Annotated in this window: 23 protein-coding genes; 16 read left to right on the top strand and 7 right to left on the bottom strand. The window is 46.2% G+C overall.

Features of this window, described 5'->3' with window-relative positions:
• Positions 1-148 precede the first annotated feature (148 nt).
• Positions 149-919 (bottom strand): SDR family oxidoreductase, encoded by a 771-nt coding sequence (locus LFX17_RS09965; protein ID WP_118955736.1) that lies wholly within the window; start codon positions 917-919, stop codon positions 149-151.
• Positions 909-1,613: a histidine kinase gene (locus tag LFX17_RS09960; RefSeq protein ID WP_238730116.1), complete on the bottom strand. Its 705-nt coding sequence runs from the start codon at positions 1,611-1,613 to the stop codon at positions 909-911. The genes LFX17_RS09965 and LFX17_RS09960 overlap by 11 nt, the downstream gene beginning before the upstream one ends.
• Positions 1,614-2,167: 554 nt before the next feature.
• Between LFX17_RS09960 and recN the strand changes: the two genes are divergently transcribed.
• The 8 genes from recN (at position 2,168) to LFX17_RS09920 (ending at position 12,764) form a co-directional block, all read left to right on the top strand.
• Positions 2,168-3,874 carry a DNA repair protein RecN gene (recN, locus tag LFX17_RS09955; protein WP_238730115.1) on the top strand — a complete coding sequence of 569 codons (1,707 nt, stop codon included), beginning with the start codon at positions 2,168-2,170 and terminating at the stop codon, positions 3,872-3,874.
• Between the two features lie 113 nt (positions 3,875-3,987).
• The gene (locus LFX17_RS09950) at positions 3,988-4,593 is read left to right on the top strand and encodes a MotA/TolQ/ExbB proton channel family protein (RefSeq protein ID WP_238730114.1); all 606 of its coding nucleotides are present in this window, start codon (positions 3,988-3,990) and stop codon (positions 4,591-4,593) included.
• Positions 4,594-4,596: 3 nt separating this feature from the next.
• A complete protein-coding gene (locus LFX17_RS09945) occupies positions 4,597-5,046 on the top strand; it encodes an ExbD/TolR family protein (RefSeq protein WP_238730113.1) in 450 nt (149 codons plus the stop codon).
• A 60-nt stretch (positions 5,047-5,106) separates the two neighbouring features.
• Positions 5,107-7,995, top strand: a complete 2,889-nt coding sequence (locus LFX17_RS09940; RefSeq protein WP_319941246.1) for a BamA/OMP85 family outer membrane protein — start codon at positions 5,107-5,109, stop codon at positions 7,993-7,995.
• A gap of 2 nt (positions 7,996-7,997) precedes the next feature.
• The gene (locus LFX17_RS09935) at positions 7,998-10,196 is read left to right on the top strand and encodes an ATP-dependent helicase (protein WP_238730112.1); all 2,199 of its coding nucleotides are present in this window, start codon (positions 7,998-8,000) and stop codon (positions 10,194-10,196) included.
• 59 nt (positions 10,197-10,255) lie between these two features.
• Positions 10,256-10,693, top strand: coding sequence for an LIC11625 family surface-exposed protein (locus LFX17_RS09930; protein WP_135779721.1), 438 nt, complete (start codon positions 10,256-10,258; stop codon positions 10,691-10,693).
• A 22-nt stretch (positions 10,694-10,715) separates the two neighbouring features.
• Positions 10,716-11,561 (top strand): 3'(2'),5'-bisphosphate nucleotidase CysQ, encoded by an 846-nt coding sequence (locus LFX17_RS09925; RefSeq protein ID WP_238746406.1) that lies wholly within the window; start codon positions 10,716-10,718, stop codon positions 11,559-11,561.
• A 27-nt stretch (positions 11,562-11,588) separates the two neighbouring features.
• Complete coding sequence (locus tag LFX17_RS09920; protein WP_238746404.1) at positions 11,589-12,764, top strand: glycosyltransferase family 4 protein; 1,176 nt, start codon at positions 11,589-11,591, stop codon at positions 12,762-12,764.
• Here the strand turns inward: LFX17_RS09920 and LFX17_RS09915 are convergent.
• Complete coding sequence (locus tag LFX17_RS09915; RefSeq protein ID WP_238730109.1) at positions 12,733-13,161, bottom strand: hypothetical protein; 429 nt, start codon at positions 13,159-13,161, stop codon at positions 12,733-12,735. The two genes, LFX17_RS09920 and LFX17_RS09915, sit on opposite strands and share 32 nt — an antisense overlap.
• Positions 13,162-13,251: 90 nt before the next feature.
• Between LFX17_RS09915 and LFX17_RS09910 the strand changes: the two genes are divergently transcribed.
• The 3 genes from LFX17_RS09910 (at position 13,252) to LFX17_RS09900 (ending at position 16,738) form a co-directional block, all read left to right on the top strand.
• Positions 13,252-13,749, top strand: a complete 498-nt coding sequence (locus tag LFX17_RS09910) for a TlpA disulfide reductase family protein (RefSeq protein WP_238746403.1) — start codon at positions 13,252-13,254, stop codon at positions 13,747-13,749.
• 163 nt (positions 13,750-13,912) lie between these two features.
• Entirely contained in the window at positions 13,913-15,958 is a 2,046-nt protein-coding gene (locus tag LFX17_RS09905; protein ID WP_238730107.1) for an AMP-dependent synthetase/ligase, read from the top strand.
• A 96-nt stretch (positions 15,959-16,054) separates the two neighbouring features.
• A complete protein-coding gene (locus LFX17_RS09900; protein WP_238746401.1) occupies positions 16,055-16,738 on the top strand; it encodes an LIC11631 family protein in 684 nt (227 codons plus the stop codon).
• Here the strand turns inward: LFX17_RS09900 and ptsP are convergent.
• The 3 genes from ptsP to LFX17_RS09885 form a co-directional block, all read right to left on the bottom strand.
• A complete protein-coding gene (ptsP, locus tag LFX17_RS09895; protein WP_238730105.1) occupies positions 16,735-18,477 on the bottom strand; it encodes a phosphoenolpyruvate--protein phosphotransferase in 1,743 nt (580 codons plus the stop codon). The two genes, LFX17_RS09900 and ptsP, sit on opposite strands and share 4 nt — an antisense overlap.
• A gap of 162 nt (positions 18,478-18,639) precedes the next feature.
• The gene (gene lpxC, locus LFX17_RS09890) at positions 18,640-19,545 is read right to left on the bottom strand and encodes a UDP-3-O-acyl-N-acetylglucosamine deacetylase (protein WP_238746399.1); all 906 of its coding nucleotides are present in this window, start codon (positions 19,543-19,545) and stop codon (positions 18,640-18,642) included.
• A 296-nt stretch (positions 19,546-19,841) separates the two neighbouring features.
• Entirely contained in the window at positions 19,842-20,510 is a 669-nt protein-coding gene (locus LFX17_RS09885) for an SDR family oxidoreductase (protein WP_238746397.1), read from the bottom strand.
• A gap of 87 nt (positions 20,511-20,597) precedes the next feature.
• Here LFX17_RS09885 and LFX17_RS09880 point away from each other — a divergent pair, with 87 nt between their 5' ends.
• The 4 genes from LFX17_RS09880 to LFX17_RS09865 all read left to right on the top strand — a co-directional run bounded on the left by LFX17_RS09880 (position 20,598) and on the right by LFX17_RS09865 (position 23,227).
• Positions 20,598-21,263, top strand: coding sequence for a TIGR00266 family protein (locus LFX17_RS09880; RefSeq protein WP_238730102.1), 666 nt, complete (start codon positions 20,598-20,600; stop codon positions 21,261-21,263).
• A 15-nt stretch (positions 21,264-21,278) separates the two neighbouring features.
• Positions 21,279-21,953, top strand: coding sequence for a TIGR00266 family protein (locus LFX17_RS09875; protein ID WP_118955720.1), 675 nt, complete (start codon positions 21,279-21,281; stop codon positions 21,951-21,953).
• 12 nt (positions 21,954-21,965) lie between these two features.
• Positions 21,966-22,649 (top strand): TIGR00266 family protein, encoded by a 684-nt coding sequence (locus tag LFX17_RS09870; RefSeq protein ID WP_238730101.1) that lies wholly within the window; start codon positions 21,966-21,968, stop codon positions 22,647-22,649.
• 260 nt (positions 22,650-22,909) lie between these two features.
• Entirely contained in the window at positions 22,910-23,227 is a 318-nt protein-coding gene (locus LFX17_RS09865) for a hypothetical protein (protein WP_238746395.1), read from the top strand.
• Positions 23,228-23,512: 285 nt separating this feature from the next.
• Here LFX17_RS09865 and LFX17_RS09860 read toward each other — a convergent pair whose 3' ends face one another.
• Entirely contained in the window at positions 23,513-24,832 is a 1,320-nt protein-coding gene (locus LFX17_RS09860; RefSeq protein WP_238730099.1) for a radical SAM protein, read from the bottom strand.
• 184 nt (positions 24,833-25,016) lie between these two features.
• Between LFX17_RS09860 and LFX17_RS09855 the strand changes: the two genes are divergently transcribed.
• On the top strand, positions 25,017-26,225 hold the full coding sequence (locus tag LFX17_RS09855; protein WP_238746393.1) for a PQQ-dependent sugar dehydrogenase: 1,209 nt from the start codon (positions 25,017-25,019) through the stop codon (positions 26,223-26,225).
• Positions 26,226-26,279 lie beyond the last annotated feature (54 nt).

Below are 26,279 nucleotides of genomic sequence, written 5' to 3'. Positions count from 1 at the left end.
GAAGATGCTTTTCTTTTTAGACTCGCTTTACCGTTTTAAGTCCATTCAGTTTTGTTAAACTAGTAAATCTTAATTCGGTAAATTACGGTCTATTGTATTATAATTTTATCTTAGTGTAAAGTTCTTTTCTTAAAAAAATGATTTCCGATTAAATTTTTACTCCACCTGAAATTTCTAATACAACTCCGGACACTAAATCATTGTTAGCAATGAACTCGGCAGTGAGAGCGATTTCATAAGGTTCTCCTAATCTACCAATCGGTATAAGAGCTTCCCATTTTTTTAATGCTTCCGGATTCATATCCTTCATTACCATTTCTGTTTTTATAAATCCGGGTGCAATGCCTGCCACACGAATGCCGTATCTACTTAATTCTTTTGCCCACAGTTTCGTCATTGCGGCAACGCCGGCTTTTGCGGCAGAATAATTCGTTTGTCCCGGATTACCATGCATAGCGACGGAAGCAATCGGGATAATAACTCCTTTGCTTTTGCTTTCGATCATTTGAATCGCGGCTTCTCTTCCGGTAAGAAACACTCCGGTAAGATTCACGTCGATGACGGATTGCCAATTCGATAAGGACATTTTAGAAACGACTTTGCCGGTTTCCTTATCCGTCTTTACGAGAAGACCGTCTCTTAAGATTCCCGCATTCAATACCGCGACATCCAAACTTCCGAAATGTTTCACCGCAGACTGCATAAGCTTTTCTGCATCTTCTTCTTTGGATACGTCCGCTTTGAAAGAGAATACTTCCGCTCCTAAAGCTTTGATGTCGTTTTCGGCTTCTTTCAGTTTTTCTTCAGATATGTCCGAAAGGACGATTTTTGCCCCTTTTTTGGCGAAATGTTCCGCCATCGCCTTTCCGAGTCCGCCGGCGGAACCGGTAACAAGTACTGTTTTACCTTTAATGTCCAAGATTATTTTCCTTTAATTCTTTGCTTCTAATGCTGATATAACGTTCCGAAAACGGGATTTCGACTCTCGCAATCGTTTGGTGTTCGTGCGTCATGATACGGAAAAGGTGTGGATCTATATTCTCACTTTTTAATAGAATCATGATGAGGGCGATTCCCAATCCAGCTCCTTCCGTATTGTCCATATTGTCCATATAGAATTCGGCGATGTCGTTATAACCCATCGCCTTTCTCATCTTCTCCCGCATCCGTTCTTCTTCCTCTTCGATTACGGGAGTATTATTCGTTACCTCGACGACAACACCATCGTTCGTATAAGTAATGTTTAATTTTACAGAAATGCCGCGGGCAAGACATCGCTTGCCATATTCGTCCGCCATCTTTTCGGAGAACTTCGCTTTAAAAGCGGTTATTCCTTTTTCATAATGTTCAGGATTTCGAATATCCAATCCTTCGTCTTCGAAAAAGACCCTCTTTTGATTGGCTTTCACTCCGTTGATGGACATCTCTTTGGTGATTGTATACAACATTTCGATGTATCGGGTTTGGCCCACCTTGGTTAAGATTTCCGTAATAATTCGGAGAACGTATTTTTCAAGTTTGGAGTTCATCCGGGAGGATTGAACCGTGATTCGGGAACGAGTTTGAATGAGTTCGGAAAGCTTTTGATCTAAGTCTTGAAAACTTTTTGCCATATTTCTTTAAATCCCCGCGGTATACCGGACGCTACAAATTTCCCTGTCAGTTTCAATCAGAAAGAGAAGGAATCAATCAAATTCCAGAATTACGATATTCTAAAAATCAGATAAATCAGACAAATTTGAAACGATTCCTTTGTTCGTTCCGATCGTTAGAATTTCTGAATTCTTTTTAAAACAGAAGGGACTACCGGATTCATAACCTATCGTCGGCATGTTTTTCTCAGAGATTCACAAAAGATTCCATTCTAAATTCTTCATATTTGAATTTGATACATCGGCTCGTTCGTTTTTATAAGAAGGGAATTGCTCTTAGGAATCGATCTTTCTTTCCCGTTCTCGAACCGTTCGTGCAAACGGTAGGAGATAAAACCGATTTCCTTTTGGTTCCAACGATTTTCCGTTACGGACTTTTCGTTAAGGGAAGAAGGAAGTGCGGATTCGATTCTCCGTTCTTGAAAATAAAATTCAATTTTCCGTAAAAAATGATTGCAATCATTTGTATAGCAGTTATATGAAGGGTATAATTTGTTTAGTATTTAGAGGAACCTATGCTCAAGACACTGAATATAAGAGATTTCGCTCTTATCGAAGAAGCCTGTATCGATTTTCAAAAAGGAATGACGGTGATCACGGGTGAGACCGGCGCCGGAAAGTCTCTGATCCTGGACGCGATTTCCTCGCTTTTGGGAGGCAAAAGTAGCCCGATGGAAATTCGAACCGGGGCGCCGCGTTATGTGTTAGAGGGCGCCTTTGATCTTTCTAAAAATCCGGCGGCGCTGGAATGGTTGAAGGAGAAAGGGTTCCCATACGAATCCAAGGAGCTTACGCTTCACAGAGAATGCAGCCGGGACGGTAAGTCCCGGATTCTTATCAATCAATCCCTGGCTTCTTCCACGACGCTTCGGGGTTTGGGGGAATTGATCGCTGAAGTTCACAATCAGAACGATCAGATTCTTCTTTTGGATCGGGGAGAACAGCTCGATATCATCGATCTGCACGCGGGTTTGATTCCTCTGCGAAACGAAGTGAAGGAATGTTTTCTTACGTACAGAAGTTTAAAAAAACGTTTGGAGGAACTTCGTAAAAACGAAGAGGAAAAATCCAAACGAATCGAATTTCTAACCTTTCAAATCAAAGAAATCAAAGAAGCCGATCTCAAAGACGGAGAGGAAGAAAGTCTAGTCCAAGAGGAACATCTGCTTGCGCACGGAGAACTTCTTGCACAGAATTACGAAATACTTTCTTCCTATCTCGCCGACAGCGAGTCCGCGATTCTTCCTTTGTTTCCGAGACTTTTGATGGCCGCGGAAAAGATCAAATCGATTCAACCCGATTTCAGCAAGACCTTGGATTCGTTACAGGAGATTTACATTCAACTCAAGGAGATCAACTCTTCCGTTTTGGATGAGAAGGAAGAAATCTTCTTTTCTCCGGACAGACTTCAATTCGTTCAATCCCGTTTGGATCTGATTTCCAAATTGAAAAAGAAATACGGCTCCAATCTTTCGGAGATTCTCGACTGCAAAAACAAAGCGGAACAAGAACTCGAAGCGATGGAAAAGAATTCCAAGAACAAAGAATCTATGGAAACCGAGATTGAAAAAGTGACTTCCCGACTCGGTTCTCTTTCGATTCAACTTTCCAAAGCAAGAAGAGAATCCTTGATCCGATTCGAGTCTTCTTTGAAATCGGAACTCGAACAGCTCGGAATGCCGGGCGCTGCCGTGCAAGTCGTTCTGCGCTGGGAACCGAGTCCCGAAGGAGAGGTTTCGGCTTCCGGCAAGAGTTATATCGTAAACGAATCCGGTCTGGATCAGCTTGAGTTTTATTTCAGTCCGAATCCGGGAGAAAAACCGAGACCGCTTCGAAAGATCGCTTCCGGCGGAGAAGTTTCCCGAGTGATGCTTGCGATCCGTTCCATTCTAGGAAATCAATCGAATCTGCGCGTGTTGATCTTTGACGAGATCGATTCCGGTTTGGGCGGAGAGATCGCGATCGATGTGGCCCGCAAACTCAGAAACTTGGCGGCCAATCACCAGCTGATCTTGATTACTCACTTGCAGCAGATCGCTTCCGCGGCAAACGATCATCTGAAAATCAGCAAATCCGTGGAAGGCGGTAGAACTTTTTCGAAAGCGGAATTCTTGAGTTTAGAAGAACGAACTTTGGAACTTGCGAGAATGATTTCGGGTCAGAGGGTTTCAAAAGGCGCTCTTGAACACGCTAAGGAATTGCTGAAAAAACAGGCGGTCTAACGGTGCGGGTTTTTTCATTTGGAATCCCCATAAAAAGGAGGCACGCAGATTAGAAAACTGTTTGGCAGCCACAAGAGAGTTTTAAACTCTACTTATGGGAGAATTTTATTCAAATGTTTTTAGCCAAGTCCGATTCTCTAATTTCTGCGATTCCTCCGGAATCCGTACCGATCATTATCGTTTTAGTTTCCATCATCGGTTTTACCATCATCATTGAAAGACTGATTTACTTCTCTAAGTGGAAGCCGATCACACCGGACGATTGGCGGTCCGTAAAAGAATTATTCCGTCAAAAAAATTGGGACACGGCGGCCGATTATCTCAAGGGCATCAGCAACGGTCCCGCTTCCCTCGTTCTTCAAGCGGGTATCGAATCCTCCCGAAAAAATTCGGAAGCCGCAGAAGACGAAATGCTTTCCGCGGGTTTCGCGCAGATTCTGAAGATGGAACGTTTTCTTTCCGGACTCGGAACGATCGCGACAATTTCTCCTCTTCTTGGGGTTTTAGGAACCGTTCTCGGAATCATTCGTTCCTTTGAAGAAGGTTCGGGAACCAGAGGGGCGGAAGTAGGGATCAGCGAGGCCTTGATTACAACCGCGATGGGACTTGCGATCGCAATTCCGGCTTACGTTGCTTATAACTACTTTCAAAAGAAAAAGGAAGATACGATAGCCGAAATGGAAAACCTTTCCGGTCAGGCTCTCAAATATCTGAAATAAATTATGAAATTCAGAAAGTTCCGATCTTCCCCCGGCAGAGGAGGCCAAATCGAATTGGCTCCTCTCATCGACGTCATTTCTTTTATCGTCATTTATTTTTTGATGAACGCGACTTTGGAAAAATCGACGGTGATGAAGATCGAGCTTCCGCGTTCTTCCTCCACCGCGCAGGAAAAGAAAAAGGACGAACTCGTGATCACGGTAAACAAGGACGGAAAGATTTTTCTGGATAAGGACACCGATCCGGTTCCTTTGGAAAAACTGACCGAAAAGATCAACGTTTTTCTCGGACCTGTGGAAAAAAGAGAACCCGGTAAAAATCGAGTCATCATCCGCGGGGACGGAACGGCGAGCTATCAAACCGTGATCAAAGTAATCGATAAGGTAAACGAGGCGGGAGTAAGTAAGTTTAACCTAGCCATGGTTAGACAAACGGGTTCCGGAGAAAAATAAACAATCTTCGGTTAGACGGTTTGATTCTGTAAACATATATCTGGTGGCTTGTCTTTTACTTTGAAAAGAATATTCTCCTTAACTCTGAAAGGATCCGTATTAGCAATTCTTTTAGGACTGTTATTCTATTCGGGCGAACTGACTCAGCTTCTCTCCAAGCGGACCGACTACATCGGCAAGGTCATCAAAGAAATTAAATTCAAGGGAAACAAAAACACTCCCGACGGCGACCTCGAGTCCATGCTCGACATGAAGGTCGGCAAAACCCTTACTAAGAAAGTTCTCGATAAAGACTTAAAGACGTTATTCAACTCCGGATTCTTCTACTTTGTGGATATTCAGGCGGAAGACGTACAGGACGGAGTTCGCATTATCGTGGACTTAAAGGAAAGACCGCGCGTTCGAGACGTGGAGTTCGTCGGAGCCGACGAAGTTTTTCCCGCCGATTTGCGCGACAAACTTCCTCTCAAAGACAACGAAGTCATCACACCTCAAAAGATCACCAAATCCAGAGATCTTATCTTGCAGAAATACAGAGACGAAGGATTTTTTCTCGCCTACGTAAAAGTGGAACTCGGCAAACCCGATCCGAAGACGAACTTGGTTCGCGTTCGTTTTATCATCGACGAAGGCGAAGAGATTCCCGTTTCCAAGATCAACGTGTACGGAAACGAATCCGTGGAAACTTCGGAACTTCTTTCGGTGATGGAGATGAAGGAAGAAGGAGTGTTCGAAGGCGGGAACTTCAAAGAATCCTCGTTCGAAAAGGATAAGGATACGATCGTCGCCTATCTCAAGAGCAAGGGTTATCTCGACGCCGAACTCATGCGAGAAGGTACGAACTGGGAAATCCATTGGGAGAACCCCGAAAAAAAAGACAGACGCGTTATCATCGTAAACATCAAGATTTCCGAAGGTCAGGTTTACTTTTTCAACGGTTATACGTTGAATCACGATATGTCCTTGGATGGAGAAGGGCGTCCTCTCTTCTTAAACAAGGAAAAAAATCCGCCCGAAACTCCGAAAGACGATTTTAAACCGCTTTTCACCCCGAAAGAAATCGAAAAGAATTTGGATTACAGCGACGGGGACATCGGGGTCATCTTCGACGAAACGCGTTTTATGCGGGATCGGGGAACGATGAACGAACTCTACAGCTCGAAAGGATATTTGTTCGCTCAGGTCATTCCGCGTAGAAAGGTGATCTCTCTCGATCGCGAAAACATCGAGTATTACGAGAACTGTTACAGCAGAAAATCCGAAGAGGAAAGAAGGATTTGCGAAAGCGAATATACGCAGCTTCACATCAAACGTCTTCGCCAGCTCTACAACACCAAACCGGAGTTACACGGAAAAAAATTCGTTCACGTGGATTTTAACATCCGCGAGAACAACCTCGCTTACGTGGAGAACGTAATCATAAAGGGAAACAAGAAAACTCAGGATCGTGTGATTCGACGCGAACTTCTTTTCAAACAAGGAGACCTTTTCAATTCCACTCTCGTAAACCGTTCTCGGGAAAGAATTTATAACCTCGGCTATTTCAAGGAAGTCAACTTCAACATGAGACCGGGTTCGGATCAAACCAAGATGAACCTCATCATAGAAGTTCTGGAACAACCGACAGGAACGGTCTCCATGGGGGGCGGTTACGGAACGATTACCGGATTTTCGATCTTTACCGAAGTCGGGGAAAACAACCTGAACGGAACCGGTCAAAAAATTTCGGGACGTCTTGAATTCGGTCCTTATCGAAGATTGTTTCAAATCACTTGGACGGAACCTTGGCTCTACAATAAACCCTGGTCTCTTTCTCTTTCGCTTTTTTATTCTTCGAGAATTTACAACGTGGGCGCGGTTTCGATCACGGAAAACAACAACCAGCAGTCCATCAAGGAACAGGCGATTTACTCCAGGGACGGGGTCGGTTTTACGGTGGGGATCGGTCATAGGATCTTCATCAACTGGACGCACTTCCATAGATATTCTCCGAGTATTTACGCTTCGACGAATCCTTCTTCCCTTGTTTCGGATCAGGTTCTTGCCGAGGTTCGAAGAGGCTGGCAGTTCCGTTCTCAGCTTTCGAACGGGATCGCGTACGATATTCGGGACAACGTATTCAATCCTACGCAAGGATACGATCTTCTCTTTCAGATGGACAACGTCGGACAGGCGTTAGGCGGGCAATCCCACTTCGACCAATATCGCATTCTCGCGGAATACTATCATACCTGGTTTGATTACAGCTTCTTCGGTTTTTTCAGAAACAACGCTCTGAGACGTTGGAGAGTCGTTCAGGAATTCAGAAGTTCGTCCCTCTTTACGTTCCAACGAGTTCCGTATTACGGAAAACAGGACCCGATTCAAAATCCGTATATTCAGTTGCAGGATTTACAATTCCTGGGCGGATACGAATCCCTTCGCGGTTGGTTTTACAACGACGCGAAATATCCGACGGAGTGGCGGGACGGGGCCGCGAGTCGTATGATCTTCGGTTCGGAACTTCGTTTCCCGATCGAACCCACCTTACTGTGGTTAGTCGCATTCTTCGACGCCGGTGCCTTGTATGAGGAAGTCAATCGAGCACAAGGTGTGAGGAGAGATCTCTTTACGACATACGATCAAAGAATCCGAGAAGCACAGCTTAAGGATCCGGTCGGTTACGCGCTCACGAATCACTACAATCTCAGCGCGCTTCGCAAAGCGGATTATACGTTTGAGGAGCTCAACAACCCGGCCAACCTGGTTCTTTCGGGTAACAACGTCGCTCTGGATAAATTTAGGTTCTCCTGGGGGATCGGTCTTCGAATTCAGATCCCGGTTCTTCCGCTTCGGATTTACTTTGCGCAGAAGTTGAAATACACCGGGGTCGCGGAACATCCGTTTACGAAATTCGATTCGGACAACGCATTTCAGTTTGTATTCGGGATCGGAGATTATAGATTTTAACCGTGGACCCTCTGTTAGTTGGATTAAACGAAGAACAAAAAAAAGCGGTTCTTCAGGTTTCCGGTCCGGTTCTTATCTTGGCCGGCGCGGGTTCCGGAAAAACCAGAGTCATTACGCATAGAATCGCGAACCTTCTCGTCAATCACGGAATCGATCGGATCTGCGCGGTGACCTTTACGAACAAGGCCGCGGCAGAAATGCTGGAACGAGTCAAAAGTCTCGTTCCGTTTATTCCCGCCAATCTTCAAATCAAAACCTTTCACTCCCTTTGTCTTTATATCTTACGAAGAGAAGCTTCATTTTTCGGTTTTGATAGCGGTTTTACCGTGTACGATACTACTTTGCAGGAATCTCTTCTCAAACAAGTCGTGAAGGATCTTTCCCTCGATCCGAAATTTTACAAACCGTCCATGCTCGGAAATTACATCAGCGGACTCAAAGACAAGATGTTGTCTCCCGAAGCGTATTTGGAAAAGGAAGGACGCACCGATTTTTCCAAAACGGTCTCCGCGGTTTACAAAGAATACGAAAAACGAAAGGACGCGAGTCGCGCGTTCGACTTCGGAGATCTCATCTGGAAAACGGTTCAACTCTTACAAAAATCGCCGGATGCGATCGCAAAATATCGTCACAAATGGGAATACGTGATGGTCGACGAGTATCAGGATACGAACAAGGTCCAATACGAACTCGTGCTTCTTCTCGCGGGAGAAAAAAGAAATCTTTGCGTCGTGGGCGACGACGATCAGTCCATCTATTCTTGGAGAGGGGCGGACATCGGAAACATTCTCAACTTTGAAAAGGATTTTCCCGAATCGGTCGTAATCAAACTCGAAGAGAACTATCGTTCCTCTTCCAACATCATTCTCGCAGCGTCTAAGGTCATATCGAACAACACGCAGAGAAAACAAAAGGAAATCTTCACGAACAATCCGGAAGGTTCTCCCGTCGTGTTAAACGAATACGAAAACGAGTCCGAGGAATCGCACGGGGTAGTGACTCGGATCCGCTCGGCGTATTCTTCGGGAACGGAATATAAGAATATCGCAATATTCTATAGAACAAACGCCCAATCCAGATACTTCGAGGAAACACTGCGTAAGTTGGCGATCCCGTATAAGATCTTCGGAGGTTTCCGATTTTTCGATCGCGCCGAAATCAAGGACTTTATCGCGTATCTGAACGTGGTTTCCAATCCGCTCGACAGCGTTTCTTTATTAAGAATCGTGAATTATCCTCCGCGAGGAATCGGGGATTCCGGCATCGATAAGATCCGAGAATTCTCCCTGGAAAACGGAATTTCCCTTTTGGAAACGCTCGGAAAAGAAGACATTCCTCTCAAAAAAGCGGCCAAAGCCAAAGGAAAAGAGCTCTATCATCTCTTCAACGATCTGATCGAAAAATCGGAGAAAGGCTCCGCGCCTTCGGAAATCGCATTAGAACTTTTGAATCGATCCGGCCTCATGTCCCATTTCAAGGAAGAAGGAACGGAAGAATCGATCGCTCGTCTGGAAAACCTTCAGGAGCTCGTCAACTCCATCGAGGAATACGAAAAAAATTCGGATTCTCCCTCTTTGGAGGAATATCTGAATCAGATCAGCCTTCTCACCAGCGAAGAAGACACGAAAGAACTCACCGACTACGTGAACCTGATGACGGTGCATAACGCGAAGGGTCTTGAATTCAAAATCGTATTTTTGTCCGGATTGGAAGAGGGCACGTTTCCACACAGCATGAGCTTGGAAGATTCTCATTTCGGAGACGAAGAAGAACGAAGACTTTTTTACGTGGCTCTTACCCGCGCTCGGGAAGAACTCTATTTGAGTTATTGCAGAACTTCCCGCAAGTTCGGTAAGGTGGAAGATCGGATTCCGTCCCGATTTTTATCCGAGGTTCCTAGGGAATGTTTCGGAGATCGAGGTTACACAGCCCGGGAACGCACCGCTCGAAGACCGCAGGGACCGCCTTTGGCTTCCAAGATCCGCGAAGTCGCGGAAGAAGAATTCGATTCCGGTTTTTCCCAAGCTCCGAATCCGGACAATGCCTTTCTCAAACCGGGGGATCGCGTAAAACACAAACAATTCGGGATTGGGACGATCGTATCCGTTTCCGGAAAGGAAAAAAACACGAAGGTTTCCATCCGCTTCGGAAACGTGGAGAAGAACTTTTTTGTTGCCTACACCCCGCTCGAGAAATTATAAGGAAGGGGTAAGTTTGCCCCTCTAAAATCCGATACTTATAGCAGAAACAGGAAACCCAGATGAAGAATATATTCGTGATTTCACTCTTACTCCTCTTATCCTTTGCGGGACTCCAAGCGGGAAAATCCCAAGGCGTCGTGGAAGAATTCAACAAGGTCGAAGAATTCAATAAAAACATAAAACTTTCGGATTCAGTCAAAAAAGCGACCCTCGAAAAGAATCTGCTTTCCGCGGTGAAATATACGCTTCATCACAGATATCTCGAATACAAAGAGATCACCAAGGACCTGAACGCGGAAACCATGCTCTACGAACCTCAAAAAGGGACGTATACGGTTTATGTGAAGTTTAAGAAGTATCTGTTCTTTTACAGTTTCAAAATGGATCCGGAAATCTATCTGCAAACTCCGGAAAACGAAGTTTTCTATCTTCGTCCGGAAAATCTCGACGATCCTCACAAGGAAAGCGCGGCTACTCCGGATAAAACCGGAAAGTAATTCTTCCCGAGTATTTTCTTTTTTGGATTCGATTCAATATCTCCAGCCCGCCGTGGACGCCGTCCTTGAAGCGGGCAAAATCGTATTAGAAATCTATCATTCGGATTTTAAGGTTACCGATAAGGGAAAAAACGATCCCGTAACCGAAGCGGACGTGAAAGCCGGTCAGCATATCACCGGGCGACTTGCGTTTACGAAGATTCCGGTTCTCTCCGAAGAGGATTCTGAGAGAAAGGATATTTCACAACTTCCCGCTGCTTGGATCTTGGATCCGATCGACGGAACTCGTGAATTCGTTCATAAAAATCCGGAGTTCGCCATCAGCTTGGGTCTTTCGATCGGAGGTAAGGCGGTTTTAGGAGTCGTTTTCAATCCAGTAACCCGCGAACTCATCTACGGCGTTACAAACTTCGGTGTCGCTTATCAAATCGTCGATCCCGACCGGATTGTTTACCCGATTCGAACGGAATCTCTTTCCAAGATGCTCGAGAGTTCCGAACCCGCCCATAAGATTCTGATCTCTCGAACCGAGGAACGGGAAGGGTTGTTTCGTTCCGCGGTCGTTCCCGAGGGTTGGGAATTTTCGGCGATGGGATCGATTGCCTATAAGCTCGGTTTGGTGGCCGCCGGAAAGGCCGCGCTCTCGATTTCCCTGAAGCCGAAAAACGAATGGGATATCTGTGCGGGAATCGCGCTTATCTTGGCGTCCGGAGGCGCGGATTTGGAGATTCGTTCGGGTAAACCCTATTTGTTTCAGACGGTTTCCGGAAGAGGGGAAGGTTTGATCGCGGGACATTCCCCATCTCTCGAACAAGTTTGGGAAAAATCGAAATCAAACTTTCAATCCGGTCTCCGCGACTGGAATTAAAAACGCCATTTTTATACGGTCAATGATATGAAAAAAAAGGAATATTCAAAAACCAAAATACAACCGATCCGAATCGGAGTCGACGCGCGTCCGTTTTCCACGCCGGTTTCCGGCGTGGGGAAAATGATTCACAGCGCATTGCTCGATCTGGGTAAGGATCCGAGTTTCGAGTTTTATCTTTTTTCCCACCGGGATCTTCATCCGAGTTACGCCGATCTTTTGAATCTTCCCGGAATCAAGTTCGTCAAGGGAGAAGGGATTCTTTCCAAAAAAGGAGGGCTTTACTTTGCGATCGCTCTTCCTCTTCAATTGAGAAAGATTCCGCTCGACCTTTTTTGGGGAACACAACAGGTGTTTCCACCGTTTCTATCCAAAAAGACCGCGACCGTCCTGACCTACAACGATCTTGTAGCGTATCGTTTTCCGGATACGATGCGGACACTCGCGAGAATCCAACAGAAATTCTATCTTTCCCGTTCGATTCGGCGTGCGGATAAATTGCTTCCGATTTCACAATCGACGGCCGACGAGGTTTCCTCCTTTTTCGGAATTCCACCGGAAAAAATGCAGGTCGTTTATCCTGGAATCGAACTTTCCGAGTTTCAAGGTTTGCTCAAACAAAAACCGGGAGAACGCGTAAAATCCCTTCCGAAAAAATACTTTCTTTCCGTTTCCACCGTGGAACCGCGGAAGAACTATCAGTTTCTATATCGAGCCTATTTAGAATATTCAAAAAATGTAAATAAGAATCGGCGGTATTCCTGGGTGATCGGCGGAAAGGCGGGCTGGGAAGATCCCGCTTTCATCGAACTTCTTCGCAGCGAAGAAAGCAAGGCAGCGGGAATTCTCTGGATCGAAAGTCCCTCGGACGTTGAACTCGCCCACATGTACAAAGGATGTTCGTTGTTTTTATTCTCTTCCTTGTACGAAGGATTCGGAATTCCTCTTCTCGAAGCTTTGAGTCTGCAAAAACCGGCGATCGTGACCGATCTTTCCGTGTTTCGCGAAATCGGAGGAAGTAAAATCCGTTATCTGGAGTTGAAGGAACCGTTGTGGACGTCAGCGCTTTTGGAGTTTTCCAAAAAGCCGTATTCGGGGTCGAAGGTCGAACTTCGGAAATTCTACCGAAGCGTCGCGGCAAAAACGATCGCGGATCAGATTCGAACGGTTCTCAAATCGAAAACCACTTCTTCCAGCCGCTAAGTCGGTTTAACGTACCGGAAAATTCCAGTCCGATTTTCGAATCGATCTGAAGGTGAATTCTTTGCCGATCAAGGGGTTGCAGGCGAACGCCGACTTCCGAATCTCCGTCCTGAAATCCCAGATAATCGGGCTGAAACTCGAGTTTTCGTTTTTTTTTCGAGTCGGCCGGTGTTTCGTCTAACGGAATCAGAAACGTTTTGGATTCTTCCTTTCCTTTGAGAAGAATCGCGATACCGTTCTCCTTGATTTCCAACCGCGCTTTGCGGTTCGTTTCCGAAAAATACGGCTCTTTCTGCGCAGGAGTGGAGATCATTCCCGCACCGGAAAAAAGATCGTTCTTAAAATAACCTAAGAATTCTTCGCGACCTGAGAAGTAATTGTAAAAGACCGGATTCACTGGAGCTGCTCCTAATTTGAACGCACCCCTTGCGTTGGAAAGATTTTTTCCTTTTCCATTCTTTCCCTTTCTTTTAAGATGATGGATGTGATGCGCATTTTCCGGGCGATTTTCCCCATCGTTTTTTTATTGTTATCCGCTTGTAATTCCTCCAAGGAAGAATCCGTTCTTTACAAACTTTCTTTGTATGATTTGGAGGGCCGTTCCATTTCTCTCAAAGAATATAAGGGAAAGGTTTTGCTTTTGGACGTTTGGGCTTCTTGGTGCGAACCTTGTAAGGATGCGGTTCCCGTGTTGGAAAAACTTTCCAAAGATTTGCAAGGGAAGAATGGAGTTCTTCTTGGGATCAACACCGAACCGGAACTTTCCAAAGAGGAACATATCAAAGCCGCGAAAGAGTTCGGCATGACGTATCCTTTTTATGTGGATAAGGATTTTGCGTTCGTGAACGAGTATAAGGTGGAAGGTCAACCAGCTTTGATCGTCTTTAGTCCTTCGGGAACCTTGTTGAAAGTTCAGTACGGAATCAGGGAACGGGATTATCCGAAACTCAGAGCGAGTTTTTCCAATTGGTTCAGTGCACCATAATTTTGCATAACAAGCCAAATAAATAGGATCTTCTCCGGCGCATTTTGAAAAAAAGGGTTTATTTCTCAGGTTCCCTATTTACCGTTGAATCCTCGTCCGGCAGCTTCTATGTCGGAATCCCTAAGTTGTTATAACAAAAGATATCAGGAGTTAAATGAGTTTCATGGCGGAGAATTTAGCGCAGCTATTTCGCGAATCTGCGGAAAAATTCCGGGACCTACCGGCTTTCTTTTCCAAAGATTCTAAAAAGGAATATACCCCGACTACTTACGGTCAACTGTACGAGCAAGGAATCCAACTTGCGGAAGCTCTGATCGAACTGGGAGTTCAACAGAGACAAAGAGTGGGTTTACTTGCGGATAACCGTATCGAATGGATTATCGCGGATTACGGCGTAATTCTTGCGGGCGCGGCAGACGTTCCTCGTGGAACCGATATTACGGATTCCGAAATCGTTTATATTCTCAATCACTCGGAAGTGGAAGTCGTTTTCGTTGAAAACGATAAGATGCTCGAAAAGTTCAACCGCAACAAATCGCAGTTAACGAACGTAAAGACCATCATCCTGATGGATCCGGCGAGTTCCGCTCCGGGCGTTTTGAAAATGCAGGATCTGATTGAAAAGGGTAAGAAACTGCGCGAAGGCGGTTCTAAAAAAGCGGAAGAAAGAATTGCCGCGATTTCACCCGAAGATCTTTTCACTCTCATTTATACTTCCGGAACCACGGGACTTCCGAAAGGCGTTATGTTGAAACATTCCAACATGATGCACCAGGTGAACCACGTAAGCCCGATGCTGAACATCAAATCGAGCGCACGTCTTCTTTCCATTCTTCCGATCTGGCACGTGTTCGAACGCGTCGTAGAGTATGTTTGTCTCGGACTCGGTGCGGCGACGTATTACACGAACGTTCGCGATCTTCGTCAAGATTTGGCGACCGTTAAACCTACGTTTATGGGTTCCGCTCCAAGACTTTGGGAAAACATTTACAACGGGATTTATACAAGAATCAATGATCCCGCACAGACTCCTGCGCTTCGTAGAGGTCTTTTCAAACTCGCGTATTTCTTTTCCAGCAAAAAGAATCAAGCGGTTCGTTTCTTGAAAGGAATCGAAGTGGATTATACCGGAAGAAATCCGATCGGATCTTTCTTTTACGGAATTCTTATGGTGATTCAGTTCCTTCTTACGGGACCGTTCACTCTTACGATCCTCGCGGGCGCGTTAGGCGCTTATCTTGCAGGAACCGATCTGTATTTCTTAAGTTCTCCGCTTTATACGATAGCAGGGCTTGCGGTTCTTCTGAACAGCTTTACTCTGGACCGAATCGTTTTGGCGAAAATCAGAGCGGCTACGGGAGGACAACTCAAGGCGTCCATCTCCGGCGGGGGCGCGCTTCCGCGACACGTGGATGAATTTTTCGGAAACATCGGGATCAACGTTTTGGAAGGTTACGGTATGACCGAAACTTCTCCCGTGATTTCCGTAAGAACGTTCGAAAAACTCATCATCGGTTCCGTTGGTGTGATCGTTCCAAAAACGAAACTCCAGATCCGAAACGACAACAACGCAGTATTGACCGAAATCGACGAAAACGGCCAGATTACGCAAGGAAAGCTCGGACTCAAGGGAATCGTTTTCATCAAGGGACCTCAAGTGATGAAGGGATACTTCAAAAACGAAGAGGCGACTTCCAAGGCGATTTCCGACGGCTGGATGAACACCGGCGATATGGGGATGATCAACTTCAAAAAGACCCTGACTCTTACCGGTCGCGCGAAGGACACAGTCGTACTTCTCGGCGGCGAAAACGTGGAGCCGGTCCCGATCGAAAACAAACTTCAAGAATCCACTTATATCAGCCAATGTATGGTGATCGGTCAGGATCAAAAGAATCTGGGAGCGATCGTTGTTCCCGATTTCGAAAAACTCCAGGAATGGGCAAAAGAAAACGGAATCAACGAAACAAGCAACGAGAAGTTGATCGAAAATCCGAAGATTTACGATCTTTTCAGAAAGGAGATCAAGGCGTTGAACAACACGAAAAACGGGTTCAAATCTTTCGAACAGGTGACTCCTTTTATTCTGATCGCGAAGCCGTTCGAAGTGGGCGATGAACTCAACAACATGATGAAGATGAAACGCCACGTAATCACGGAAAAATACAGCGATAAGATCAAGAAAATCTACTCTACCAACCAAGATTAGAAGTTTTCGATCTTTTGATCGTTTTAAAGCCGGCCGATTTCGGTCGGCTTTTTTATTTCTTCTGAGAATTTGCGGTCGTACCGATAGAATTTGTATATGGCCGGTACTCAGAAAAAAATCCAGAAATCCTCCGTATTTTCTCCTTCCGGACACGGGGATTTATACGCGCTCGACAATCTCTATCTTTCTCCGCTGCGGGAAACCGAGGTCTGGGATTTGTCCAACATAAGCGTGTTTTCTCCGTTGAATTTCGGATTTCTTTGTATGAGATCGGTTCTGGCCGCTCACGCCGAATCGAAGATCGCCGTTCAAGGAATGAGTTCCGGATTTATCCGAGGGCTTTCCAAAATCGACGGATTTGAAAATTGGGATCTTTTTGAATCGAAGGGATTTGTTCCGAAAGTTTTCGGAACGACGTTTCCGATGAGCATGAATTCATCCATCCACGAAATTCTCAACCCGGCGCTCGCGAGTTATGAAAAGGAACTTTTCGAAGAATGGAATCCGAAAGCGGTCACTCTCACAGGCAAATGGGAAAACCGGGAAATTTTGATCGCGGGCGCGGCGCTTCCCGAAGACGAAAAAAATCTTCCGAAATTATTGAAGGAACTCATCCAAACCTTTTCCGGGAAAAGCGGAAAATTCTATCTGAGAACCGATAAACATTCGTATCTTTGTCTCAAAAAGGAAAAAGAAAGTCTCGGCCCCGTTTTCTTTCAGGAAAAGGAGAAACACTGGGATTCTTTCGTTTTCCTAATATTAGAAATCGAGAATATTTAACTCAGGTGTTTGCTGAAGAGGAACGCTTCGATATTTTCGTAGTTTTCCTCTTCCGAAAGTTCGAGAATTTTTTTTACCAATGTCCCCGCCTGGTGAAGCGAAATCGAACGGATGATTTTTCGGATCGGATTTAAAAACGGAATCGAAACGGAAAGATCGCGAATCCCGATTCCGACCAGAAAGATCGTAAAGTTCGTATCCGAAGCGAGTTCCCCGCAAAGACTCAACGGTTTATCGTAATCCCGCGAAACTTCCACGATTCGGATCAAGGCCCGTAAAAACGCGATGTGATACGGATTGTAAAGGGAAGATACGTGGATGTTGTTTCGATCCACGGCCATGATATATTGCAAAAGATCGTTGGTTCCCACGGAAAAAAAGTCCGCTTCTCTCGCGATCAAATCCAACGCGGAAACCGCCGCGGGAGTTTCGATCATCGCACCCACCTTGATCTTCTTATTGTATTTTTCCTTGTTTGCCGCGAGTTTGCGTTTGCAATCTTCCAAGAGCGCCCGGGTTCGAACGATTTCGGCCGGACCGGTGATCATCGGCAGAAGAATGTTCACGTTTCCGTACGCCGAGGCCCGCAAAATCGCTGTTAGTTGCTCGGAGAACCATTCTGGATTGGACAGGGAATAACGGATTCCTCTGTTCCCGAGGAACGGATTTTCCTCCAATTCTCCCGTGGAAAATTTGTCGGCTCCGATGTCGAAGGTTCGGATCGTTACCGGTTTGTCTTCCATTCCTTCCGCGATCGCTTTGTAGGCGAGAAACTGCTCCTCACCGGAAACGTTGCTGTCTTGGTATTTTAAGAATAAGGATTCGCTTCGAAATAATCCGACTCCTTCCGCACCGAACTTCAGCGCTTGCTCGCAGTCGAGTTCCGTTTCGAGATTGCATTTGATTCGAACCCGGATTCCGTCCTTGCTGACGGCTCGCATTTTTTTCGTGCCGCTTTCTTCCACGGGATAAACGGAAGAGAAGCCGTAGTATTTCACTTCTTCCAGTGTGGGGAAGCGAATCGCGTTTCCGGATTCCGCATCCAAAAAGATGAATTCGTTGTCTTTGACGTAAGAGGAAAAATCCTTCAAACCTACGATCGTAGGAATCCCGTAGTTTCTCGCGAGGATCGCCATGTGACCGGTTTTTCCTCCGAGGTCGGTTGCGATTCCGCGGATTCTCGTTTTGTCCATGAGAATCATCTGAGAAGGGGTGAGTTCTCTCGCGACTAAAATGAGATCTTCCTTCAAACCGGACAGGAAAGAATCCTCTTCCTTTTTACCGGCGATGAATTCGATCAGACGATTGGAAACGTCCTGAAAGTGATCGACTCGTTCTCGGAAGAATTCGTTTTCGATGGCTCTGAATTTTTCGGAGATTTCGTGTGTGACGTTTTGTACGGCGAGAATCGCGTTCTCTCCGAGTTCGGATATTCTCTTTCGAACCGAAGTCGCAAGGCTCGGATCGGAACAGATCATCGCCTGTGTTTCTAAGATTTCCTGAACTTCTTTGTGATCGGAACCGGACGCTTCGACCGAGGTGATTAAGATCCGAAGACTGTGAAGGCTTTCCTCCAGAGCGACGTCGAACTTTTCAAGTTCGTGTTCTTTTTCGGATTCGTGAATATACGTTCCGGTGAGAATGGTGTTTCGTTTTTTTCCGGTCTTGAGGACCTTACCGTATAGCTTTCCCGGAAAGGCCGTAATTCCTGGAAAAACTGTACGTTTGGATGGAATCATTCTGTATGGAACGAGTTCAAACTCGACTACAGGATTCTCGAAAAGAAGAATCTGACAATTCTTTTCTGAAGAGAAAATGGGAGCGAAAAATCCCTCCGAGCCTTAGGAAGGTTTCAGGGAAAATCCCCCGACAGACCCGCAGGTTTTACAGAGACGACGATCTTATACGACCACCGCTTTCCGCTTGAAAAGAGGAATTCTCCTGCTTTTGTATTTGCTGATCTCGTCTCCCGTGACGCTGCTCATAACGAGCTTTGCCATGGATATATCAAGAGCGTGTCCCGCCTTGGAAGCGAGATAATGGCCGATGATCGGACGGCCCGCGATCGAAATATCGCCGAATAAATCCAAAATTTTATGACGAACGCATTCGTTTTCAAAACGGAGCTGCTGGTTCAAATATCCGTCTTGCGTCAAAACGATCGCGTTGTCGAGGGAACCTCCCATCGCCAATCCTCTGGCTTGGAGCGCTTCCACGTCTTTTAAAAAGCCGAAGGTTCTCGCAGGGAGAATCTCCTCTTTGATCTTTTCTCTGTCGAGGGAGATCGTGATGTTTTGTCCTTTGAGGAGCGGGTGGTTGAAGTCGATGGTGTATGTTACTTTGAGTTCGTTGCTGGGAAGAAGGACGAGGTATTTGTCTCCGTCTACGACCCAGAGAGGGTTTTGAACGTAGATCGGTTCGACGATTTCCGGATATTCCACGATTCCCGCCGATTCCAACGCTTGCAGGAACGGGAGAGAAGAACCGTCCATGATCGGAACTTCCACCGCGTCGATTTCCAGAATGAGATCCGTTAAACCGAGTGCATAAACCGCCGCCAAAAGATGTTCTACGGTTTGGATTCTATGAAGGCCGTCGCCTAAGGTAGTCGCGTTACTCGTATCAACGACGTTGCTGAGTTCCGCAGGAATCGAGGCTCTATCCTCGCCCTTACGGTATTCGAAAAGGATTCCGGTGCCGGAAGGTGCCGGATGAGCGATCAGATTCACTTCCTTTCCGGAATGAAGTCCGATCCCCTTGATTCTAACCGTATCTCGTATGGATCTTCTATAGATAGTTTCTTTCATAGTTTTGTATTTCGATTTTCCGAAGACCCTCTTTTGGAAAGACGGTCCTCCGGGATTCGAAGTTCGCTTTTGTATTTGCAAGAGACAAAATTCCGATTGTTTTTGAGATTCGATCTCTTGTCCCAGTAACCCTATTAAGCAAACTCTATGCCAAAGTACGTAGGAAAACCGGTTTTTTCAGGCTTCCAAACCGAGGTTTACGGAGCAATCCGACATAATTCGAAATAAATTTCCGACAAACTGTCTCTTTTTTGCAACTGTGTATCTGTACGAACACAGGTTATGGTCCCATTGAATCACCAAGGTAGTTCTTCACCGTTCTGATGAAAAAACTTTCCGGAATTGCTTAGATTCAAGGACTCGATCCGTTCCACAAGGCCTTGAGCGCTTTCTTCCGGAGAGATTCCCTGTCCTCCGGTCATCTGTGTCGCGACCATTCCGGGGTGAAAGATCCCGACGGAGATTCCCTTGGGGCTCAAATCGCGGGCAAGGCTGACCGCGATCGCATTTAAGGCGGCTTTGGAAGCGCGGTATCCGTAATACGAACCGGAGCTATTGTCTCCGATCGAACCCATTCGGCTCGTTAAGAAGACAAGTTTTGCGTTCGGGTTTAAATGAGGAAGCAGAGCCTTGACCATCTTGAGAGGTCCCAAAGCGTTTACTAAGAATTGAGTGAATACGTTTTCCTCATCCAGACTTTGCAGGTTGTCCGGAATCAAAATTCCCGCGTTGTTGATGAGAATATCGATTTTGGTATCGAGCAGTTTGGAGGACAAGGATCGGACCGAATTGGAATTCAAAACGTCCACTCCGTCGAGAATTCGGGTCGGTTTGATTTTGACCAGATCCGGAGAAGACTTTCTGCAAAGAGCAAAAACCCGATCCCCTTTGGATAAAAACTGTTTGGTAAGTTCCAAACCTATGCCGCGATTGGAACCCGTAATGAAAACGTTTCTTTGAGTCATATTGCCTTCCAAACTAAGAATCGCGAACCGTTCTGGAAGCACTTTTCCGATTGACGTTCAGGTCAATTTATTTACATTGCTTCTTCTATGAATTACGAGATCATTCACAAACCTTCGTATTCTTTTCTTAAAGTAAAACTATCACCGGGACAAACGATCAAAGCCGAAGCGGGCGCGATGGTATATATGACTCCCGGAGTGGACGTCGAAACGAAAATGGGAAGCGGATTTTTATCCGCGCTCTCGAGGAGATTTTTCGGGGGAGAATCCTTCTTTTTCAACGTCTTCAAAGCTCCTTCCGCCGGCGCCGAAATCGGACTTGCGCCCGAACTTCCCGGAGACGTGGTCGGAGTCGATCTGACTGACACGGGCTTGATCGTGGAGGCGGGAGCGTATCTTGCCTCCGACGAGACGATCACCATGAAACCGAAGTTCGGCGGACTCCGTTCCTTTTTCGGAGGAGAAGGAGTTTTTCTTTTGGAGATTCTCGGAAAAGGAAAACTCTTCTTAAACGCATACGGAGGAATTCTCCCGATCGACGTGCAAGGATCGTATACGATCGACACGGGGCACGTTGTGGCGTTCGATAAAAGTCTTCAGTATAAAATCGCAAAGGCCGGCGGAAGCTGGAAGTCCACTCTGTTCGGCGGAGAAGGACTCGTAATGGAATTTTCCGGTCACGGAAAAGTGTTGATCCAAACAAGGGTTCCATCGGGATTCTTGTCCTGGCTCACGGGCCTTTTGCCTCAATAAGGAAAACTGAATATTATGAATATTGAAATTCTAAGCAAACCATCCTACAGCTTTGCGAAGGTTCTTCTAAACGGCGGAGAATCGATCAAAGCGGAATCCGGTTCCATGATGTCCATGAGTTCGGGGATCACGATCCAGACTCACAAGGCGCAACAAGGCGGATTCTTAAAGAGTCTAAAGGCGGCGTTTCTTGGCGGAGAATCCTTCTGGATGAACACGTTCACCGCTTCTTCCGGAAACGGAGAGGTTCTGCTCGCGCCGACTCTTCCGGGAGACGTGGAACGAATCGAATTGGCCGGAACGGTCTACGTCCAATCCAGTTCCTTTCTCGCTTCTTCTCCGAACATAGAAATGGATACGAAGTTTCAAGGTTTGAAAGGATTTATCAGCGGAGAATCGCTCTTCTTTCTCAAACTTTCCGGAAACGGTCCCTTGCTCATTTCGAGCTACGGGGGAATCGACGTCCTAAACGTAGACGGAGAAATGATCGTGGATACGGGGCATATCGTCGCGTTCGACGAAGGATTGAACTACGAGATGACCAAGTTCGGCGGATGGAAGTCCTTCTTTTTAGGCGGAGAAGGATTCGTGGCGCGATTCAAGGGAAAAGGCCGAGTTTGGATTCAATCCAGAAACGTTCCTTCGTTGGGAAGTTGGTTTAGAGATCAACTGCCTCCGATCAAAAGATAAGGGAGAAAGATCGTGAAACACGAAATATTATTAAAACCTGATTTTCCAATCGTACAAGTTCAACTTGAAAACGGAGAATCCATCCGCGCCGAGTCGGGCGCCATGGTCGCGATGAGCCCGACAGTCAAGATGGCTACGAAAGCCGAAGGAGGAATCTGGGCTTCCGCCAAACGCGCGTTACTCAGCGGAGAATCCTTTTTTCAAAACACTTTCAAAGCGGAAGGCGGAACCGGGACGCTCTTTCTGACGAGCGCCACCCAAGGCGATATCGAATACAGAAAAATGAAAGGAGAAGAACTCATCCTAAGCCGAGGCGCGTATGTGGCCGGTTCGGAATCTCTCGCGATCGACAGCAAGTGGGGGGGATTCAAAGGATTCTTTTCCGGAGAAGGTTTATTCTTTTTGAAAGTGAGCGGATCGGGAGATCTTTTCTTCTCGAGCTTCGGAGCGATTCATACGATCGACGTCAACGGACAATACGTAGTGGACACGGGTCATATCGTCGGGTTCGAAGGAACGTTGAATTATACGATCCAAAAGGTGGGCGGTCTTAAATCCTTATTCTTGAGCGGGGAAGGTTTGGTCGCGGTTTTTTCGGGAAGCGGTAAGTTGTATATTCAATCCAGAAACCAAAACTCGTTTGCCGGCTGGGCCAATCAGTGGAGAAGAGTGGAGCGTTCTTCCTCTTCGAGTTGATCGTTTGTTGTTTTAGAACGAGTTCTTTCGAAAAAGCCCGCGGTTTCGCGGGTTTTTTTGTATCGAATTCAGAACAGATTCCGGTTCCGAATTTCTTCGGGAGACGCGAATCAAACCTCGTTTTTGCGGAAATTGTTTCCTCTCGAAGATTTTTCGTTTTAGGGGATTCCCGCATTAGGGAGATTCCCTATAGACGAACCGTTCTCCCTAGGTTAAGATCGTTCCAGGCTAGAAGGGTCTTAAGCGATAGGAGGCCTTCCATGAAGGCGAACGTAAAATCATTGTTTCTGCATTGCAGTTTAGCGGGAATGGCGCTTTTATTCTGCACGGGTTGTTACACGGGACCGTATCGTTATTACGATCAATGCCAGATGGGTTCCACGTATTCCCGTCCCTGCGATCGTTATCTAAACGATTACGGATACGGGGGAGGTTATGGATATCGCCCGTACCAGAATTACTACTATAGACAATATCCGTATTACAACAATGCGGGCGGTGGGGGCGGACACAATCCGTTTCACGTTCCATCAGGAAGGTATCACAATATCGGAAGACCTTCCAAGTGGAAACTTTAAAAGAGTCGAATCCGGCACAGGACTTTGAATTTTTCGATTTCGGTTTGAGATTTGTCCGAAACTTAAGACTGTGGGAACTCCTGCGAATTCTCCCGTATTACGAAAGACTGTGGGAACTTCTACAATACACTGGCACTAAAGACGGGGAATGTCATTGAGACGCGCTCTAAGATCGTAATAGTTCCCACAAGTACAGTCTATTTTACGCTTCTTGGTTTTTCAAAGACAGTTTCGTCGATTGAAAAAAGAAGGAGTTCCCACATATTCCGGTATTGGGACAAACTCTTAATTTCTACCTTGATAACCGATCACGTCCATAAAAGCGGAAACCGAAAAGACCGCCTTTCCCGGACCCGGTTCGCCGTAACCGGGAGGAACCGGTAGATTATACTTTTCGAATGTAGCTTTCCAGACGGTCAAAAGTTCGCAGAAATATTCCAAAGGCGGACCCGCTTGGGTTCCGAGAGTCGTGTACGGTTCGGGACACCAGGCAGTGAACCGAGGCATGATTCCTTTCGACATGAAAAAGTCCAAACCTTCCCCCGTAGAGGCGATCGCTTCCGAAACGGTCGCGAAACCGTACGGTTTGGAAAGTTCCACGCCGCCCACAAAGTTCGGAATCACATACGAAGGTCCGAATACTTCCGCGGAATCGACGACTCTGCGAATCCAATTGTCCCTTCCGATGTAAGCTTCCTTACCCGGACAAATCTTTTGAAATAAATTTTTATCCCAGACTTCGTAGTTCGGATGATAGACTTGAATTCCCGCGTCTTTGAATTTTTGACAGTCCTCGATTTCCCAGGCTTGCGAAACGATTTTGCCCATCCATCTACCGGGAAACTTCGACTCGATCGCTTGTGCGTAATCTAGATAAAAATCGATTTCGTTTTTTTTCTTTAAGGAGGTGATCACGCTTCCGCCGGTGATCGTATAAACTTTCGCAGTTCTGTCTTCCGCATCGATCCAGGAAAGAACTTCGAGAATGTCTTCTATGTCCTTGACGCCCGTATACGGACGACCCGCGTTCTTCTGTTGACGATAGTTGTGATTGATGTCGCAGTACGCGCATTCCTCTTCCTTACCGAAATACTGACAGTTTCTGAAAACGGTAAGATAAATCAGATAACCCCATTCGATGACGGGAGCGATCTCGCCTGGAATTTTTCCGTTCTTGGTTTTGTGACGATACCAAGCGGGAAGAGGAGGAAACTCCACGTTTCCTAAAAATGTTTCCCCGAGATACAAAGAGGGTTTTCCATCCGGAGACTTTTTCACTTTATACGGAGAATTCGGATTATTGCGCGTGGAGATTACGGTCGGAAGAAGATTGAAATGTCCGCCCGAAACTTTGATTTCCTCCGGCGCCTTCACGTCCGCGCCTTCTCCGAGTTCGGAAAGAGGAATATGATCAAAGGAGAATATAAAGTAGTCCTTGGTTTTGTATTCGCCCGAAACTTCGAAGGCTTCTTTGAGAAAATGGATTCCTTGTCTGAGAATATCCTGTTTCACGATGGCTTCCATCGGAATGGATTTGTATTTCCTCTCCATTTCTTCCAGGAGGGGAATCGTAGAACTTTGGCGGATTGAATCGGTAGCTTCCATCTTGATTAGACAATATCCCGAGCGGAACGGAAATGACACGCAGTTTTTTCCGGGAAAACCATCCTGGGTAACGGGAGAATTCTTCCCAGCGATCCGATCGAACCGTTGCAAACGGCCGAATCCAGTAAAAAGAAGAAATCGGAATTCCGATTGACCGATCCCGGAAAGCCCTTAGGAAGGACGGATGATTTTTCCGCGTTTTACCGTAATCTTTCACCTGGGAATTTTGGCGATTCTCCTGTTCCATTCTCCCGGAATTGCAAAAACAAAGAAACCCTCCGCTGCGAACCTTCCTCCGAAAAAGAACGTTCCCTCGGCGGAAGTAGTTCCCTGGTATGCGAGCGTAGCCGACGGTTTTCAAGAACCGACGGACATTCAATTTATTCCGGGGAATTCGAACCGGATGATCGTTTTGGAAAAACGCGGTAGGCTCGTCGAAGTCGATTTAACGACAAAGGTGAAAACACTTCGCGCGGATTTTACCGGCCAAGTCGAAACCCGATCGGAAGAAGGACTTTTGGGACTTGCATTTTCACCCGACTTTGCAACGGATTCGAAATTCTTCGTCAACGTGGTCGTAAAAGAAGGCGGTAAAGATTATACCAAGGTTCTCGAATTTGAATGGAAGAATGACGCGGTTCAAAAACTCGAGGATGCAAAACGAACTTTGTTCAAAGTAGAGCAGCCCTATTCGAATCACAACGGGGGACAACTCGCGTTCGGACCCGATCGTAAGTTGTACATCAGTTTTGGAGACGGGGGCGGGGCCAATGATCCTTATAAAAACGGACAAAATTCCCGAACCTTCCTCGGAAAATTGCTTCGCATTCTACCCAACCCTCAAAGTTCCGGCGCACCGTATAAAATTCCGGAAGACAACCCGTTTGTGAACCGTCCCGGGTTTTTGCCGGAGATCTGGAGTTACGGACTCCGAAATCCGTGGAGGTTCTCCTTCGATTCCGCGACCGGCGAACTCTACTTAGCCGATGTCGGTCAGAACGAATTCGAAGAAATCGATCTGATTCAGAAAGGGAAAAATTACGGATGGAATATTAAGGAAGGATTTCATTGTTTTAAGAAGAATCCGGACTGTTCCAATCCCCAGCTTGTCGATCCCATTCACGAATATCCGAGGGAAGAAGGCCAATCGATAACGGGCGGTTACGTCTATCGGGGAAAGGAACTACCTAAATTAAGTGGGGGTTATATTTACGGAGACTTTGTGGCGGGAAAAGTCTGGATTTTAAGACAAAAGAACGGTAAAAAGATCTCGAACGAGTTGTTGTTTCGTGTCCCGTTCCAAATCAGCACTTTCGGCCAGGACGGCGCTGGAGAGTTGTATTTTGCCGATTTCGGGTCAGGAAATATCTTTCGCATAATAAAAAAAAATTGAAAGATTTGGAAAAAGCGATTCTATTGTCTGTTGAGAAACAATAGATAGAGGCTG

The organism is Leptospira sanjuanensis (assembly GCF_022267375.1).
In the GTDB taxonomy this organism is placed as follows: Bacteria; Spirochaetota; Leptospiria; order Leptospirales; family Leptospiraceae; genus Leptospira; species Leptospira sanjuanensis.
This window is presented reverse-complemented; position numbering and strand designations above follow the sequence as displayed.

Bases quoted from the DNA above. Each gene is read 5' to 3' on its own strand.
- LFX17_RS09960 (WP_238730116.1), bottom strand. From the start codon at position 1,613: ATGGCAAAAAGTTTTCAAGACTTAGATCAAAAGCTTTCCGAACTCATT.
- recN (WP_238730115.1), top strand. From the start codon at position 2,168: ATGCTCAAGACACTGAATATAAGAGATTTCGCTCTTATCGAAGAAGCC.
- LFX17_RS09950 (WP_238730114.1), top strand. From the start codon at position 3,988: ATGTTTTTAGCCAAGTCCGATTCTCTAATTTCTGCGATTCCTCCGGAA.
- LFX17_RS09945 (WP_238730113.1), top strand. From the start codon at position 4,597: ATGAAATTCAGAAAGTTCCGATCTTCCCCCGGCAGAGGAGGCCAAATC.
- LFX17_RS09930 (WP_135779721.1), top strand. From the start codon at position 10,256: ATGAAGAATATATTCGTGATTTCACTCTTACTCCTCTTATCCTTTGCG.
- LFX17_RS09920 (WP_238746404.1), top strand. From the start codon at position 11,589: ATGAAAAAAAAGGAATATTCAAAAACCAAAATACAACCGATCCGAATC.
- LFX17_RS09910 (WP_238746403.1), top strand. From the start codon at position 13,252: ATGCGCATTTTCCGGGCGATTTTCCCCATCGTTTTTTTATTGTTATCC.
- LFX17_RS09905 (WP_238730107.1), top strand. From the start codon at position 13,913: ATGGCGGAGAATTTAGCGCAGCTATTTCGCGAATCTGCGGAAAAATTC.
- LFX17_RS09900 (WP_238746401.1), top strand. From the start codon at position 16,055: ATGGCCGGTACTCAGAAAAAAATCCAGAAATCCTCCGTATTTTCTCCT.
- ptsP (WP_238730105.1), bottom strand. From the start codon at position 18,477: ATGATTCCATCCAAACGTACAGTTTTTCCAGGAATTACGGCCTTTCCG.
- lpxC (WP_238746399.1), bottom strand. From the start codon at position 19,545: ATGAAAGAAACTATCTATAGAAGATCCATACGAGATACGGTTAGAATC.
- LFX17_RS09885 (WP_238746397.1), bottom strand. From the start codon at position 20,510: ATGACTCAAAGAAACGTTTTCATTACGGGTTCCAATCGCGGCATAGGT.
- LFX17_RS09880 (WP_238730102.1), top strand. From the start codon at position 20,598: ATGAATTACGAGATCATTCACAAACCTTCGTATTCTTTTCTTAAAGTA.
- LFX17_RS09875 (WP_118955720.1), top strand. From the start codon at position 21,279: ATGAATATTGAAATTCTAAGCAAACCATCCTACAGCTTTGCGAAGGTT.
- LFX17_RS09865 (WP_238746395.1), top strand. From the start codon at position 22,910: ATGAAGGCGAACGTAAAATCATTGTTTCTGCATTGCAGTTTAGCGGGA.
- LFX17_RS09860 (WP_238730099.1), bottom strand. From the start codon at position 24,832: ATGGAAGCTACCGATTCAATCCGCCAAAGTTCTACGATTCCCCTCCTG.
- LFX17_RS09855 (WP_238746393.1), top strand. From the start codon at position 25,017: ATGATTTTTCCGCGTTTTACCGTAATCTTTCACCTGGGAATTTTGGCG.